At 72.9% G+C, this 14,176-nt stretch carries 16 protein-coding genes; 9 read left to right on the forward strand and 7 right to left on the reverse strand.

The window, feature by feature from the left end:
• Positions 1-20: 20 nt before the first annotated feature.
• Positions 21-815: a PspA/IM30 family protein gene (locus ACFPP6_RS05310; protein ID WP_168095057.1), complete on the reverse strand. Its 795-nt coding sequence runs from the start codon at positions 813-815 to the stop codon at positions 21-23.
• A gap of 278 nt (positions 816-1,093) precedes the next feature.
• Between ACFPP6_RS05310 and ACFPP6_RS05315 the strand changes: the two genes are divergently transcribed.
• On the forward strand, positions 1,094-1,696 hold the full coding sequence (locus ACFPP6_RS05315; protein ID WP_382037668.1) for a DUF3043 domain-containing protein: 603 nt from the start codon (positions 1,094-1,096) through the stop codon (positions 1,694-1,696).
• Between the two features lie 59 nt (positions 1,697-1,755).
• Here ACFPP6_RS05315 and ACFPP6_RS05320 read toward each other — a convergent pair whose 3' ends face one another.
• Positions 1,756-1,902 carry a hypothetical protein gene (locus tag ACFPP6_RS05320; protein ID WP_382037737.1) on the reverse strand — a complete coding sequence of 49 codons (147 nt, stop codon included), beginning with the start codon at positions 1,900-1,902 and terminating at the stop codon, positions 1,756-1,758.
• Between ACFPP6_RS05320 and ACFPP6_RS05325 the strand changes: the two genes are divergently transcribed.
• Together ACFPP6_RS05325 and ACFPP6_RS05330 are read left to right on the forward strand one after the other, a co-directional pair.
• A complete protein-coding gene (locus ACFPP6_RS05325) occupies positions 1,837-2,490 on the forward strand; it encodes a class I SAM-dependent methyltransferase (RefSeq protein WP_382037733.1) in 654 nt (217 codons plus the stop codon). The two genes, ACFPP6_RS05320 and ACFPP6_RS05325, sit on opposite strands and share 66 nt — an antisense overlap.
• 268 nt (positions 2,491-2,758) lie before the next feature.
• Positions 2,759-3,847: a S1C family serine protease gene (locus tag ACFPP6_RS05330; RefSeq protein WP_382037670.1), complete on the forward strand. Its 1,089-nt coding sequence runs from the start codon at positions 2,759-2,761 to the stop codon at positions 3,845-3,847.
• Between the two features lie 45 nt (positions 3,848-3,892).
• Here the strand turns inward: ACFPP6_RS05330 and ACFPP6_RS05335 are convergent, their stop codons facing one another.
• Positions 3,893-4,102 carry a glycosyltransferase family 25 protein gene (locus tag ACFPP6_RS05335; RefSeq protein WP_168095060.1) on the reverse strand — a complete coding sequence of 70 codons (210 nt, stop codon included), beginning with the start codon at positions 4,100-4,102 and terminating at the stop codon, positions 3,893-3,895.
• Positions 4,103-4,240: 138 nt separating this feature from the next.
• Between ACFPP6_RS05335 and ACFPP6_RS05340 the strand changes: the two genes are divergently transcribed.
• Both ACFPP6_RS05340 and ACFPP6_RS05345 read left to right on the forward strand, forming a co-directional pair.
• On the forward strand, positions 4,241-5,458 hold the full coding sequence (locus ACFPP6_RS05340) for a bifunctional adenosylcobinamide kinase/adenosylcobinamide-phosphate guanylyltransferase (RefSeq protein ID WP_382037672.1): 1,218 nt from the start codon (positions 4,241-4,243) through the stop codon (positions 5,456-5,458).
• 21 nt (positions 5,459-5,479) lie between these two features.
• Positions 5,480-6,175 carry a response regulator transcription factor gene (locus ACFPP6_RS05345; protein ID WP_336010133.1) on the forward strand — a complete coding sequence of 232 codons (696 nt, stop codon included), beginning with the start codon at positions 5,480-5,482 and terminating at the stop codon, positions 6,173-6,175.
• Positions 6,176-6,253: 78 nt separating this feature from the next.
• On the opposite strand, the gene nadA is transcribed toward ACFPP6_RS05345, so the two are convergent.
• On the reverse strand, positions 6,254-7,441 hold the full coding sequence (gene nadA, locus ACFPP6_RS05350; protein ID WP_382037675.1) for a quinolinate synthase NadA: 1,188 nt from the start codon (positions 7,439-7,441) through the stop codon (positions 6,254-6,256).
• Between the two features lie 246 nt (positions 7,442-7,687).
• Between nadA and ACFPP6_RS05355 the strand changes: the two genes are divergently transcribed.
• Positions 7,688-8,044, forward strand: a complete 357-nt coding sequence (locus tag ACFPP6_RS05355; protein WP_058044766.1) for a HesB/IscA family protein — start codon at positions 7,688-7,690, stop codon at positions 8,042-8,044.
• An 80-nt stretch (positions 8,045-8,124) separates the two neighbouring features.
• Here the strand turns inward: ACFPP6_RS05355 and ACFPP6_RS05360 are convergent, their stop codons facing one another.
• Together ACFPP6_RS05360 and ACFPP6_RS05365 are read right to left on the reverse strand one after the other, a co-directional pair.
• On the reverse strand, positions 8,125-9,645 hold the full coding sequence (locus tag ACFPP6_RS05360; RefSeq protein WP_382037676.1) for a hypothetical protein: 1,521 nt from the start codon (positions 9,643-9,645) through the stop codon (positions 8,125-8,127).
• 138 nt (positions 9,646-9,783) lie between these two features.
• Complete coding sequence (locus ACFPP6_RS05365) at positions 9,784-9,999, reverse strand: hypothetical protein (protein ID WP_382037677.1); 216 nt, start codon at positions 9,997-9,999, stop codon at positions 9,784-9,786.
• Between the two features lie 175 nt (positions 10,000-10,174).
• On the opposite strand from ACFPP6_RS05365, the gene ACFPP6_RS05370 reads away from it, so the two are divergent.
• Positions 10,175-11,149 carry a carbohydrate kinase family protein gene (locus ACFPP6_RS05370; protein WP_382037678.1) on the forward strand — a complete coding sequence of 325 codons (975 nt, stop codon included), beginning with the start codon at positions 10,175-10,177 and terminating at the stop codon, positions 11,147-11,149.
• Positions 11,150-11,194: 45 nt separating this feature from the next.
• Here the strand turns inward: ACFPP6_RS05370 and ACFPP6_RS05375 are convergent, their stop codons facing one another.
• Positions 11,195-12,577, reverse strand: coding sequence for a cysteine desulfurase/sulfurtransferase TusA family protein (locus ACFPP6_RS05375; RefSeq protein ID WP_382037679.1), 1,383 nt, complete (start codon positions 12,575-12,577; stop codon positions 11,195-11,197).
• Between the two features lie 278 nt (positions 12,578-12,855).
• Between ACFPP6_RS05375 and ctaC the strand changes: the two genes are divergently transcribed.
• Together ctaC and ACFPP6_RS05385 are read left to right on the forward strand one after the other, a co-directional pair.
• A complete protein-coding gene (ctaC, locus tag ACFPP6_RS05380; RefSeq protein WP_382037681.1) occupies positions 12,856-13,827 on the forward strand; it encodes an aa3-type cytochrome oxidase subunit II in 972 nt (323 codons plus the stop codon).
• On the forward strand, positions 13,824-14,176 hold a 353-nt coding region (locus ACFPP6_RS05385), incomplete at its 3' end, for a cbb3-type cytochrome c oxidase subunit I (protein ID WP_382037682.1). The genes ctaC and ACFPP6_RS05385, both read left to right, overlap by 4 nt.

The following is a 14,176-nucleotide window of genomic DNA, read 5'->3' on the forward strand; positions in this document are numbered from 1 at the left end:
GGGTGCCTGGGACCTGCGGACTACTGCTTGTCGAAGCGCGGCCGCTCCTGCTCGGCGCGGGAGGCGGCCTGGCCGCCGTTGCCGCCCTCGATGGCCTGCTTCGGGGCGCTGCCGCCGGCCAGCTCGGCCTTCATCCGCTGCAGCTCCAGCTCCACGTCCGAGCCGCCCGAGAGACGGTCGAGCTCGGCGGTGATGTCGTCCTTGGCCATGCCCGTGGGGTCGTCGAGTGCGCCGGAGGCGAGCAGCTCGTCGATGGCGCCGGCGCGGGCCTGCAGCTGGGCCGTCTTGTCCTCGGCGCGCTGGATGGCCATGCCGACGTCGCCCATCTCCTCCGAGATGCCGGAGAAGGCCTCGCCGATGCGGGTCTGGGCCTGGGCCGCGGTGTAGGTGGCCTTGATGGTCTCCTTCTTCGTACGGAAGGCGTCGACCTTGGCCTGCAGGCGCTGCGCGGCGAGGGTGAGCTTCTCCTCCTCGCCCTGCAGCGTCTGGTGCTGCGTCTCCAGGTCGCTGACCTGCTGCTGCAGCGCCGCGCGGCGGGAGAGGGCCTCGCGGGCCAAGTCCTCGCGGCCCAGGGCGAGGGCCTTGCGGCCCTGGTCCTCGAGCTTGGAGGACTGGCCCTGGAGCTGGTTGAGCTGCAGCTCCAGGCGCTTGCGGGAGGTGGCGACGTCCGCGACGCCGCGGCGCACCTTCTGGAGCAGTTCGAGCTGCTTCTGGTACGAGTAGTCGAGGGTCTCGCGCGGATCCTCGGCCCGGTCCAGGGCCTTGTTGGCCTTCGCGCGGAAAATCATCCCCATACGCTTCATGACACCGCTCATGGGCCTCGCGCGCCCCCTTCTGACGGACTTCGGCTCCAGCACACCTTGCAGACCCCACAGTACGGGCCCTGCTTCCATTACCGCACTGTTCGGGCCCCGATGCGCTCCTCCTCCAGGACGATCAGGCGGCCGCCGTCCTCCGGCGCAGGGAGTAGACGTCCACCCGGGGAGAAGTCCGGGGAGGAGCGGGGGAACATCCAGGGCAACGGCTGCCGTTGCCGGATCGTTCCCCCGGACGGGCGGGTGCCCGCTCCCCTTACCCCGTACCCTTGGGTTTCGTGTTCCGAAGCCGTTCCACTTCCAAGGATGAGCAGGCCGCCGCCGCCAAGGTGACCGCGGACCAGCCCCAGCAGCCCCGTGACCCGCAGGCCCCCAAGGGCCGCCCGACCCCCAAGCGCAGCGAGGCGAACTCCCAGCGCCGCGCCGTGGCGCACACGCCCGCCAACCGCAAGGAAGCCGCCAAGCGCGCCCGCGAGACCCGCCGGGCCGACCTGGCCAAGCAGCGCGAGGCCCTCGCCAACGGGGACGAGCGCTACCTGCCCGTCCGCGACAAGGGCCCCGTCCGCCGCTTCGCGCGCGACTTCGTGGACTCGCGGTACTCCGTGGCGGAGTTCTTCCTGCCGCTCGCCGTCCTCATCCTGATCCTCAGCATGATCAACAAGGGCGCGTTCCAGACGTACGTGCTCCTCGCGTGGATGATCGTGATCGGCCTGATCGTCATCAACTCGGCGGTCACCGGCATCTCCCTCAAGCGCGCCCTCAAGCAGCGCTTCCCCGACGAGAACACGCGCGGTGCGGTGGCCTACGCCATCATGCGTACGCTCCAGATGCGCCGGCTGCGCCTGCCCAAGCCGAAGGTCAAGCGCGGGGAGAAGCCCTGAGCGCCTTCGCGCCCGGCTTCGGTGCCGGTGCGGAAGGGTGGCTCCGGGGCCTCGGAGGCTTACGGAACACCGTCCGGCAGGAGCTCGTCGCCCGCCAGCTCGACGAGCAGATAAGCGCCCGCTATCCCGTCGGCCGGCGGCTGCGCATCCTCGACGTCGGCCCCGGCCAGGGCACCCAGGCCCTCCGGCTGGCCCGCGCCGGCCACGAGGTCACCGGCCTGGAGTCCGACCCCGTGATGCTCGGCGCCGTGCGCGAGGCGCTGGCCGCCGAGCCGGAGGGCATCCGGGAGCGGGTGCGGCTCGTCGAGGGCGACGGCCGCGAGACCGGCGCCCACTTCACCCCGGGCTCCTTCGACATCGTGCTCTGCCACGGCGTCCTGATGTACGTGCCCGAGCCGGACCCGATGCTCGCCGGCCTGGCCCGGGTGCTCGCCCCCGGCGGCCTGCTCTCCCTCCTGGTGCGCAACGCCGACGCCCTGGCCATGCGCCCGGGTCTCGCCGGCGACTGGGACACCACCCTCGCCGCCTTCGACTCGCCCGCCTACACCAACCGCATCGGCCTGGAAGTCCGCGCCGACCGCCGGGAGACCCTGACCGCGACGCTCGCCGGGATCGGGGCGCCGCTGCACACCTGGTACGGCGTGCGGGTCTTCACCGACCAGGCGCTCGACGGCCGCGAGCCGCCCGCGGGCCCGGAGCTGGAACGACTCCTCCTCGCGGAGGACCGCGCGGGCCGCACGGATCCGTACCGTGCGGTGGCGGCGCTGCTGCACCTGTGCGGCGTACGGGGATGACCCGGACGGCCCGCCCCGACGACCGTGGGCCGGGCACCGCCGGACACCGCGGTGGGGGCTGATCACCGCTGCGGCGGCTTCGAGGGCCGAGGCCCTCGGCCCGTGCGCTGCGCGCATCCCGCCGCGGGGGCGGGCCACCCCCACCGGGGCGTCCGGCGGTGCCGGGCCCACCCGGGCCCCGGGGGACACCGCGCCGCTCCACCCGGCCGTACCACCCGTTCGTAGGCCCGGCCGGGACAGGCCCGCCCGCAGGGGCAATACTCCGAGCATGGATGGCTCACGCGCCCATGCCCGTGCCACGTTCCTGCTGACCGCCCTCGTCTGCGCGGCCGCGCTGACCGCCGGCTGCTCCGCCACGTCGCCCCGTCCCCCGGAGAGGGAGGGGCCGGAGAAGGCGCCCTCCGTGTCCGGGGCGCCCACCATCCGGGGGCCCGCCGGGGACCTCCAGGCCGCCTACGAGAAGGTGGTCAAGGACGTCCTGCCGTCCGTCGTGCAGATCACCGCGGGCGACAGCCTCGGCTCGGGCGTCGTCTACGACGACAAGGGCAACATCGTCACCAACGCCCACGTCGTCGGCTCCGCGCAGTCCTTCAAGGTCACCCTGGCGACCGGCGGGGGCCCCGTGGGCGCCCGGCTGGTCTCCAGCTATCCCGAGCAGGACCTTGCGGTGGTCCGGCTCGACGAGGTCCCCAAGAGCCTCAAGCCCGCCACCTTCGGGGACTCCTCGAAGGTGGAGGTCGGCCAGATCGTGCTGGCGATGGGCAATCCGCTGGGCCTGTCCAGCAGCGTCACGCAGGGCATCGTCTCGGCCGTGGGCCGCACCGTGAGCTCCGGCCGCAGCGGCGGCGGCACCGGCGCCACCATCGCCAACATGGTGCAGACCTCCGCGGCCATCAACCCGGGCAACAGCGGCGGGGCCCTCGTCAACCTCGCGGGACAGGTGATCGGCATCCCCACCCTCGCCGCCACCGACCCGGAGCTCGGCCGGGGCCCGGCGCCCGGCATCGGCTTCGCGATCCCCGCGGCCACCGTCCGCACCGTCGCGGGCCAGATCGTCAAGAGCGGCAGGGTCACCGAATCCGGCCGGGCCGCGCTCGGCATCACCGGGCGCACGATCGTCGGCCCGGACTTCACCCCGGCCGGCGTCGCGGTCGTCGCCGTCAACCAGGGCGGTCCCGCCGACCGGGCGGGCCTGCGCGCCGGGGACGTGATCACCGCGGTGGGCGGCAACGGCATCTCCACGATGCAGTCCCTGTCCGAGGTGCTCGCGGGCCTCAAGCCGGGCGATCGCACCGAGGTGACCTACGACCGGGACGGCGCCGAGCACACCACCACCGTGACCCTCGGTGAGCTCTGAGACCGCCTGCCGCCCCGCGCGGGGCGGCAGGCGGCGGGGCGCAGATCAGCTCTCGGCCGCCGCGCGCAGGCTCATCACGTAGATCTCCGCGTCGTCCTCGAACAGCGTCACCTGCTCCGCGCCGCCGTCCAGGAGTTCCTTCCAGACCTCGCCGATCCAGGACTCGGCGTCCCCCTGCGTCGTGAACTCCTCCGGCTCGACCGCCGGGGAGGTCTCCGTCCCGTCGGCCTTCTCGAACCGCCACAACCACGCCATGTCCGCCTCCTGAGTCCCACCGGAACGTGCTGGATAGGTCCTGCATACGTGCTGCGCTGCGCAGCCTAACGGCCCGTCGGCGACGAGAAAGGGTGAGCCCCGCGCGCCCGCCGCGCGCGGACGCGAGACGATCAGTGCGTGGAACTGACACTGCTCGGCACCGGAGCCCCCGAAGGGCTGCCGCGCCCCGACTGCCCCTGCGCCTCCTGCGCCACCGCCGTGGGCGACGAGGCGCGGGCCGCGACCGCGGTCCTCGTCGACGGGGCGCTGCTGCTGGACCTCACCCCCGGGCCGGCCTTCGCCGCGGCCCGCGCGGGGCGGTCGATCGCCGGGGTCCGGCAGGTCCTGCTCTCGCACCCGCACGACGGGCCGGCCGTCGAGTTCCCGGCGGGCCTGCCCGCGCCGGTGCGGGTGCCGGACGGCCGCGAGCTGGCCGTGATCAGCGGCCACCGGATCCGGGCGGTGGCCCTGGACGCCCCGGGCACGGGGTACGAGGTGACCGCCGCGGACGGCGAGTGCCTGCTCTACCTCCCGCCGGGCGCGGCCCCCGCCGGCCTGAACGGGCCGGGCCCCGGCCCCGACCGGCCGGGCGGCCCGTACGACATGGTGCTGCTCGACGTCCTCGGCCGGCCGGACGCGCTCGCCCGGCTGCGCTCCGCGGGCGCCGTCACGGCCACGACGGACGTGCTCGCCGTGCACCTCGACCACGACGTGCCGCCCGGGCGCGAGCTGCACCGGCAGCTGGCGGCGGCCGGCGCCCGCACGGTGCCCGACGGCACGACGCTGGCCGTCGGCGACTACCACGCGGTGCCGGACCTGCCGCGGCGCACGCTGGTGCTGGGCGGCGCCCGCTCGGGCAAGTCCGTGGAGGCCGAGCGGCGGCTGGAGTCGTTCCCCGATGTGCTCTACGTGGCCACGGGCGGCACCCGTCCCGGTGACGCCGACTGGTCGGCGCGGGTGGCCCTGCACCGCGAGCGCCGGCCCGGCTCGTGGCGCACGGCCGAGACCTGCGACCTTGTGCCCCTGCTGGCCGGGGAGGGCCCGCCGCTGCTGCTGGACTGCCTGTCGCTGTGGCTGACGGACGCGATGGACTCGGTCGGGGCGTGGGACGACGGGTCGTGGGCCGACGGGGGAGCGGACGCGCTGGCGGCGCGGGTCGCGGAGCTGGTGGCGGCCGTGCGGGCCACGCGGCGCACGGTCGTGGCGGTGAGCAACGAGGTGGGCTCGGGCGTCGTCCCGGCGACGGCGTCGGGACGGCGCTTCCGCGACGAGCTGGGCCGGCTGAACGCGGCGGTGGCCGCGGAGTGCGAGCACGTCCTGCTGGTGGTGGCGGGACAGGCCCTCGCGCTGCGCTGAGCGCTCCGTACCCTGAGGCCCATGCCTGCACCCGACCGCCCCGCCATCCGCGTCCTGCTCGCCGACGACCAGGCCCTGCTGCGGAGCGCCTTCCGCGTCCTGGTGAACTCCGAGCCCGACATGACCGTCGTGGGGGAGGCCGCCGACGGCGCCGAGGCCCTGGAGCTGGCCCGCAGCCAGGCCCCGGACGTGGTCCTGATGGACATCCGCATGCCGGGCACGGACGGCCTCGCCGCCACCCGCGCGATCTGCTCCGACCCGGCCCTCGCGGACGTCCGCGTGGTGATGCTGACGACCTTCGAGGTCGACGAGTACGTGGTGCAGTCGCTCCGGGCGGGCGCCTCCGGGTTCCTCGGCAAGGGCGCCGAGCCGGAGGAGCTGCTGTCGGCGATCCGGATAGCGCGGGCGGGGGAGGCGCTGCTGTCGCCCGCGGCGACGAAGGGGCTGATCGCGAGGTTCCTCGCGCAGCCGGGGGAGCCCGAGCGCCCGGCGGGCCGGGCCGTGCGGCTCGACGCGCTCACCGGCCGTGAGCGGGAGGTGCTCGTCCAGGTGGCGGGCGGGCTGTCCAACGACGAGATCGGCGAGCGGCTGGAGGTCAGCCCGCTGACCGTCAAGACGCACGTCAACCGTGCGATGGCGAAGCTGGGGGCGCGGGACCGGGCCCAGCTCGTGGTCATCGCCTACGAGTCGGGCCTGGTCCGGCCGAGGACGGACTAGCCGCGCCTCCCGGGGCTCACGGCGGAGCCCCGGGAAGCAGAGCCTCGAAAGGCGGGGCCCCGGGAAGCGCCGTGGCGGCTACGGCAGCGCCAGCATCCGCTCCAGCGCGAGCTTCGAGAACGCCGCGACCTCGGGGTCGACCTCGATGCGGTTGACGACCTTGCCGTCCGCGAGGGACTCCAGCGCCCACACCAGGTGCGGCAGGTCGATCCGGTTCATCGTCGAGCAGAAGCAGACCGTCTTGTCGAGGAAGACGATCTCCTTGCCCTCGCCGGCGAATCGATTCGCCAGACGCCGGACCAGGTTCAGCTCCGTGCCGATGGCCCACTTGGAGCCGGCCGGAGCGGCCTCCAGGGTCTTGATGATGTACTCCGTCGACCCGACGTAGTCCGCCGCGGCCACGACCTCGTGCTTGCACTCGGGGTGCACCAGGACATTGACGCCCGGGATGCGCTCGCGCACGTCGTTGACCGAGTCGAGCGAGAAGCGGCCGTGCACGGAGCAGTGCCCGCGCCACAGGATCATCTTCGCGCCGCGCAGCTCCTCGGCGGTCAGGCCGCCGCCCGGCTTGTGCGGGTTGTAGACGACGCAGTCCTCCAGGGACATCCCGAGGTCGCGGACGGCCGTGTTGCGGCCGAGGTGCTGGTCGGGGAGGAAGAGGACCTTCTCGCCCTGCTCGAACGCCCAGGTCAGGGCGCGCTCGGCGTTGGACGAGGTGCAGATCGTGCCGCCGTGCTTGCCGGTGAAGGCCTTGATGTCGGCGGAGGAGTTCATGTACGAGACCGGGACGGTCACCTCGGCGACGCCTGCCTCGGTCAGCACGTCCCAGCACTCGGCGACCTGCTCGGCGGTGGCCATGTCGGCCATGGAGCAGCCGGCGGCGAGGTCCGGCAGGACGACCTGCTGGTCCTCGGTGGTGAGGATGTCCGCGGACTCGGCCATGAAGTGCACGCCGCAGAAGACGATGTACTCCGCGTCCGGCCGGGCGGCGGCGTCGCGGGCGAGCTTGAAGGAGTCACCGGTGACGTCCGCGAACTCGATGACCTCGTCGCGCTGGTAGTGGTGGCCGAGCACGAAGACCTTGTCCCCGAGCTTCGCCTTGGCCGCTCGGGCACGCTCCACCAGGTCCGGGTCGGAGGGCGCCGGCAGGTCGCCGGGGCACTCCACACCGCGCTCGCTCTTCGGGTCGGCCTCGCGGCCGAGCAGCAGGAGCGCGAGGGGCGAAGGGGAGGGGGCCTGGAAGTCCAAGGGCTGGGCGGTGGTCACGTCACGCACCCTTTCTGTTCTGCGGACGGCCGGAAAGGGCCTTGTCGTCAATATGACGCTATCTATCATAACCGCTTCGCGTCACTTTGACGATGGTGATCGCGTCGATGTGACACATTCCCGATCCGGCGAACGGTGTGCGAGCATGAAAGGCGGAATACACCGCAGCAGGCCCGGAATGAATCCGGGAGACCGGCGGTTGCAGCCGAGGGCAAGCAGTCCGCACCAAACCCGGGAGTGAAGCAGATGTCCGTTCAGGACGAGAAGACCACTGTGAGCGACGGCATCCTCCTGTCCGATGCCGCCGCCGCCAAGGTCAAGGCCCTGCTGGAGCAGGAAGGCCGTGACGACCTCGCGCTGCGCGTCGCCGTCCAGCCCGGCGGCTGCTCCGGTCTGCGGTACCAGCTCTTCTTCGACGAGCGCTCGCTCGACGGTGACGTCGTCAAGGACTTCGACGGTGTCAAGGTCGTCACCGACCGCATGAGCGCCCCGTACCTGGGCGGCGCCTCCATCGACTTCGTCGACACCATCGAGAAGCAGGGCTTCACGATCGACAACCCGAACGCCACGGGTTCCTGCGCCTGCGGTGACTCCTTCAGCTAAGCAGTCACCACCCTCTTCACCGCGAAGGCGGTGGCCCCGTCCGGGGCCACCGCCTTCGCGGTTTCCTGCGGGCGAACCGCTCACTTCTCCTGCTGCTGCGCCACCGGCTTCCCGGTCGAGGCGTCCACGACCTTCCGGTCGCCCAGGGGCTCGTCCAGCGTCACCGTCTCGTCGAACTTCTTCGCCATCAGCACGCACTGCCGGCCCGGCTGCTTCTCCGTGCCGGTGACCTTGACCGTCACCGCGGCGGAGGACTGCTCGGCCGAGACCGCGTAGCTCCGGCACACCCCGCCCCAGAAGTGCAGGACGAGCTTCTTGTCCTCCACGCTGTACGACGTCACGTGCACGGGGGACGACTCCGGCGCGTCCTTGCCGGGGCGCTCGGAGCGGTCCGGCGCCGGCGAGGGCTTCGCCACGAACTTCGGGTCCACCGCGGGCTGGGCGACGGTGACCGCCTGCCCCTTCTCCGCGCCCGGCAGGCGCACCTGGAACAGCCACGACGGCACCAGCGCCGGCCGCCCGGCCACCGACTGCGCCGACAGGCCGAACGCCGCCCCGGTCACCGTCGCCGGCTCGCGCGGCGGCTGCTTCGGCGGGCAGGGCGGTGCGAAGCCGCCCGGCACGTCCGAGCCGTCGTGCGGGACGGGCGAGGCGCAGCCGCCGATCCCGCCGCTGCCGGTGCCGCCGCCCTTGTTCAGCTCCTTCAGCGCCTCGGCCGCCGTCACCACCGGGTACGTCGCGCCCTTCGGCGGGACCTGCAGCCGGCCGCTGCCGCGCACGATCTGCGCGTCCGAGCCGACGTCGAGGGTCGTCCGCCAGCCGAAGGAGGGCAGGCCGTCCGGCACGGGATCGGCATTGACCGTCCGCACGGCGCCGGAGAGCACCGAGGCGTCCACCTTGGAGTCGTCCTGGCCGAGCGCCTTCAGCACGGGCGCCGCGGCGCCCTTCGCCTTGTCCTCCGGCACCGGCGGCTGCCCGTCCGAGGCCTTGCCCTCCTGCTGCGGGCAGCGGTCGGCGGCGCCGGGGGAGAGGTCCGCCGCGGGATCCGTGGCCGGCCCCGGGGCCGGGTGCACACAGCTCTTGCCCGCGTCGCCGAAGCGCGCGAACGACCAGTTGCCCGGCCCCTTGCGGGCCACCCGCAGAACCGGCTCGTCCGCCCCGGGCGGGCCGCCCACGCGCCACACGTCCCCGTCCGCGGTGGGCGCGCCCGGCACGTGGAGGGCCTCGGCGAGCCGGGCCGCGTCCTCGCGGCTCACCTCGCCCTTCGGCAGCCGCACCGGGGCCGTCCGCGGCCCGTCGGGCAGCTTCCCCTCGGCGCGGTAGCGCACGCCGTTCGGGTCCGGCTCGCCCACGGCGATGCCCTGGTGCGGGGAGCCGGCGGGACCGCCGCCCGTGGACGGCGCGTCCAGCGCGAGGGGTGGTGGCGAGCTCTCACCGCCCGCCGAGCCCTTGTCCTTGCCGCCGTCGCCCTCCGAGGCCGTGGCCGCCCAGTACGCCCCGCCGCCACCGGCCAGCAGCACCGCCGCCGCGACCGACGCGACCGCGAGCCGGGACCGCTTCCGCTGCTGCTTGCCTTCGGGGCTGCCGCCCTCGGTGCTCACCACATCGCTCCTTCACTCCGCCCAATGTCTGTAGCGCCGCATCCCCCGCGAGGGGGACGCCGCTTGGACGGAGCGCAGGAGCGAGTGGTTCCACCGGGATTCGTCTACACCGGGTCTGTCAGTCGCCGTATCCGGGCATCAGTCGCCGTACTCCGACATTCCGTCGATCAGCCGTGGCGTCCCCGCCGGCACCGAGACGCCCCTGATCCACGAGGGCGGCACGACCGCGGCGGCCTGCCGTTTGCCGGCGCCGCCCGTCCAGTGCGGGGACATCCGCGCGCACAGCCCGCGCAGTTCCGCCAGGGATTCGGGCTCGGAGTCGGAGAGAGTGACGTCCTTCACAGGGTTCGGCATAACGGCACCGTATGCAGCCCCCGACGCACGATGAAAGGGCTACTATTTGGTAATTTTGTCCGGACGGTGGCCGAAACCGTACCCAGGTGCGATATCCGGACCCGGTAGCGTGGTGTGGCTCGTCTCGTTTCCACCACTCCGCCCGCCCACCTCGCCCCGCAGGAGCAGAACCGCCGTGCGTATCGCTGTCACCGGCTCCATCGCCACCGACCACCTGATGACGTTCCCCGGCCGTTTCGCCGATCAGCTCGTGGCGGACCAGCTGCACACCGTCTCGCTCTCCTTCCTCGTCGACGACCTCGACGTCCGCCGCGGCGGTGTCGCCCCCAACATCTGCTTCGGCATGGGCCTGCTCGGCCTCCAGCCGATCCTGGTCGGCGCCGCCGGCGCCGACTTCGCCGAGTACCGCGCCTGGCTGGAGCGGCACGGCGTGGACACCGGATCGGTGCGCATCTCCGAGGTCCTGCACACCGCGCGCTTCGTCTGCACCACGGACACCGACCACAACCAGATCGCGTCCTTCTACACCGGCGCGATGAGCGAGGCCCGCCAGATCGAGCTGCAGCCCGTCGCCGACCGCGTCGGCGGCCTCGACCTGGTCCTGATCGGCGCCGACGACCCCGAGGCGATGATCCGCCACACCGAGGAGTGCCGCTCGCGGGGCATCCCCTTCGCCGCCGACCCCTCCCAGCAGCTGGCCCGCATGGACGGCGACGACATCCGCGTCCTCGTCGAGGGCGCCACGTACCTCTTCACCAACGAGTACGAGAAGGCCCTCATCGAGTCCAAGACCGGCTGGTCGGCGGACGAGATCCTGGCCAAGGTCGGCACCCGCGTCACCACCCTCGGCGCCCAGGGCGTGCGCATCGAGCGCGCGGGCGAGCCCGTCGTCGAGGTCGGCTGCGCCCAGGAAGAGGCCAAGGTCGACCCGACGGGCGTCGGCGACGCCTTCCGCGCCGGCTTCCTCGCGGGCCTGACCTGGGAGCTCTCCCTGGAGCGCGCCGCCCAGCTGGGCTGCATGCTCGCCACCCTCGTCATCGAGACCCTGGGCACCCAGGAGTACGAGCTGCGCCGCGGCCACTTCATGGAGCGCTTCACCAAGGCCTACGGCGACGAGGCCGCCGCCGAGGTCAAGGCGCACCTGGCCTAGTTCCGCAAAGCCCCTGCCCCCCCGGGGGCAGGGGCTTCACGCGCCCTACGTGCGGCGCCGCACCACGTACGCCGTGCCCCGCTCCGCCGGGCGCTCGCCCACGTACTCCTGCTCCCGCATGTCGCACCAGGCGGGGATGTCCAGCCGTGCGGCCTCGTCGTCGGACAGGACGGTCACCAGCCCGCCCACCGGCACGCCGCCGATGGACTTGGCCAGCTCGATCACCGGGATCGGGCAGCGCTTGCCCAGCGAGTCGATCACCAGATCCGACGTCGTCCGCGAGACCGGCTCCGGCGCGGCCGGCGCGCCCAGCTGATGCCGCACGGACGCCACCACGCCCGGCAGGACGTCGAGGAAGCGCTCGACGTCCTCCTCCGCGGTGCCCGCCGGCAGCGACACCCGGACGTTCCCCTCCGACAGCACGCCCATCGCCTGCAGCACATGGCTCGGGGCCAGCGTGCTGGAGGTGCAGGAGGAGCCGGAGGAGACCGAGAAGCCCGCCCGGTCCAGGGCGTGCAGCAGCGTCTCGCCGTCGACATACAGACACGAGAAGGTGACCAGATGCGGCAGCCGCCGCGCGGGGTCGCCCACCACCTCCACGTCCGGCACGAGCGCCGGCACCCGCTCCCGGATCCGCTCGACCAGCGCCCGCAGCCGGGCGCCCTCGGTCGCCGCCTCCTGCCGCACCGCCCGCAGCGACGCGGCCGCCGCCACGATCGCGGGCAGGTCGGGGAAGCCGGGCGCCCGGCCCGACTCCCGCTCGTCCGCGGGCCCCTGGGGCGCGAACCGCACCCCCTTGCGCACGGCCAGCAGGCCCACGCCCGCCGGACCGCCCCACTTGTGCGCACTGGCCGTCAGCAGCGACCAGCCGCCCTCCACCGGCCCCCACGCGAGCGACTGCGCGGCGTCCACCAGCAGCGGCACGCCCGCCGCCCGGCACTCCTCGGCCGCTTCGGCCACCGGCTGCTCGGTGCCCACCTCGTGGTTGGCGGACTGCAGGGCGGCCAGCGCGGTGTCGGGGCGCAGCGCGGCGGCGTACGCTCCGGGGGCCACGCGGCCCGCGCGGTCGACGGCGACCTCCGTGAAGCTGCCCCCGGCCGCCTCCAGGGCCGCGGCGGAGTGCAGCACGGCCGAGTGCTCGACGGCGGAGACCACGAGGTGGCGGCCGGTGCGGCGGCGCCCGGCGAGGGCGCCGGCAATGCCGTCGTGCAGGGCGCGGGTACCCGAAGGGGTGAAGACGAGCTCGTCCGGGCGGCAGCCGACGGCTTCCGCGGCGGCCTCGCGGGCGGCGTCCAGCAGCAGCCGGGCCCGGCGGCCCTCGCGGTAGAGACGGGCGGGGTCGGCCCAGCCCTCGTCGAGGGAGGCCAGCAGCGCCTGGCGGGCGACGGGGTGCAGGGGTGCGGCGGAGGCGGCGTCGAAGTAGGGCACACCCAGAAACTAACCTGCCGCCGGCGCGCTGCCGGTGCGTACCGCCCGACCTGCGAAGCAGCCGTCTGACGGTCCCCCAGACGGCGGCCGGACCCGTGGATTCCATCCCTTCGGGGAGTGACGCGGCGCGTTGGGCACCCTCCCCGCGCGGCCCCAAATAGCGTCCAGTAGGGTTTGGTCCGCATAAACATCCAAACCCCTGCCCGCAGCGGGCCGGCGACCGACCAGCGAGACGGCCGCAGCCGGCCGCACGGGCGAGACTCTCGGGAAGGCGCTACGTGAGTCCCAACGGCTCCGACCGCTCGTCGCGGCGCCCGGTGCGGCGGAAGCTGCTGCAGGCGCTGGCCGCGGGCGCTGTCCTGGCGACCGCCTCCGGTTGCACATATAAGGACTTCCCCCGCCTCGGAATGCCCACTCCGGTCACGGAAGAGGCGCCGCGGATCCTCTCCCTGTGGCAGGGCTCCTGGGCCGCCGCCCTCGTGGTCGGTGTCCTGGTGTGGGGCCTGATCATCTGGAGCGTCATCTTCCACCGGCGCAGCCGGACGAAGGTGGAGGTGCCCCAGCAGACCCGGTACAACATGCCGATCGAGGCGCTCTACACCGCGGTCCCGATCATCATCGTGTCGGTGCTCTTCTACTTCACCGCTCGCGACGAGAACAAGCTTCTTACCAACCCTGAGAAGCCGCAGCACGTCATCAACGTGGTGGGCTTCCAGTGGAGCTGGGCCTTCAACTACATGGAGGACGTCGACGGCAACGCCGCGACCCCGGCGAAGCCGCTCCGTGAGAACAAGGAGCTCGACGCGATCCCGGACCGGTTCCTGACGAAGGCACCGAAGGGCGCGGAGGGTGTCTACGACATCGGCATCCCCGGCACGCGCAACGAGCAGACCAACAACCCGGGCCCCACGCTGTGGCTGCCCAAGGGCGAGACGGTTCAGTTCGTGCTCACCTCGCGGGACGTCATCCACTCCTTCTGGGTGGTGCCGTTCCTGATGAAGCAGGACGTCATCCCGGGCCACACCAACAGCTTCACGGTGACCCCGAACAAGGAGGGCACCTTCCTGGGCAAGTGCGCCGAGCTCTGCGGCCAGGACCACTCCCGGATGCTGTTCAACGTCAAGGTCGTCTCTCCTGAGCGTTACAAGCAGCACCTGAAGGAGCTGGCCGCGAAGGGCCAGACCGGCTACCAGCCGGCGGGCATCGCGCAGACGGATCACGCGAAGAACGCGGAGACCAAGAACAAGTGAGCATCCTCAACGAACCCCAGGGTGCCGCCGCCGCGACAGCCACGGCAGCACCGCCAGTCCGCCAGAAGCAGCCCGGTATCAACGCGGTCAAGTGGCTCACCACCACCGACCACAAGACGATCGGCACGCTCTACCTGGTCACGTCGTTCGCGTTCTTCTGCATCGGCGGTCTGATGGCGCTGCTGATGCGCGCCGAACTCGCCCGTCCCGGCACGCAGATCATGTCGAACGAGCAGTTCAACCAGGCGTTCACGATGCACGGCACGATCATGCTGCTGATGTTCGCGACGCCGCTGTTCGCCGGTTTCGCGAACTGGATCATGCCGCTGCAGATCGGCGCGCCCGACGT

The organism is Streptomyces aureoversilis (assembly GCF_042657885.1).
Taxonomy (GTDB): Bacteria; Actinomycetota; Actinomycetes; order Streptomycetales; family Streptomycetaceae; genus Streptomyces; species Streptomyces aureoversilis.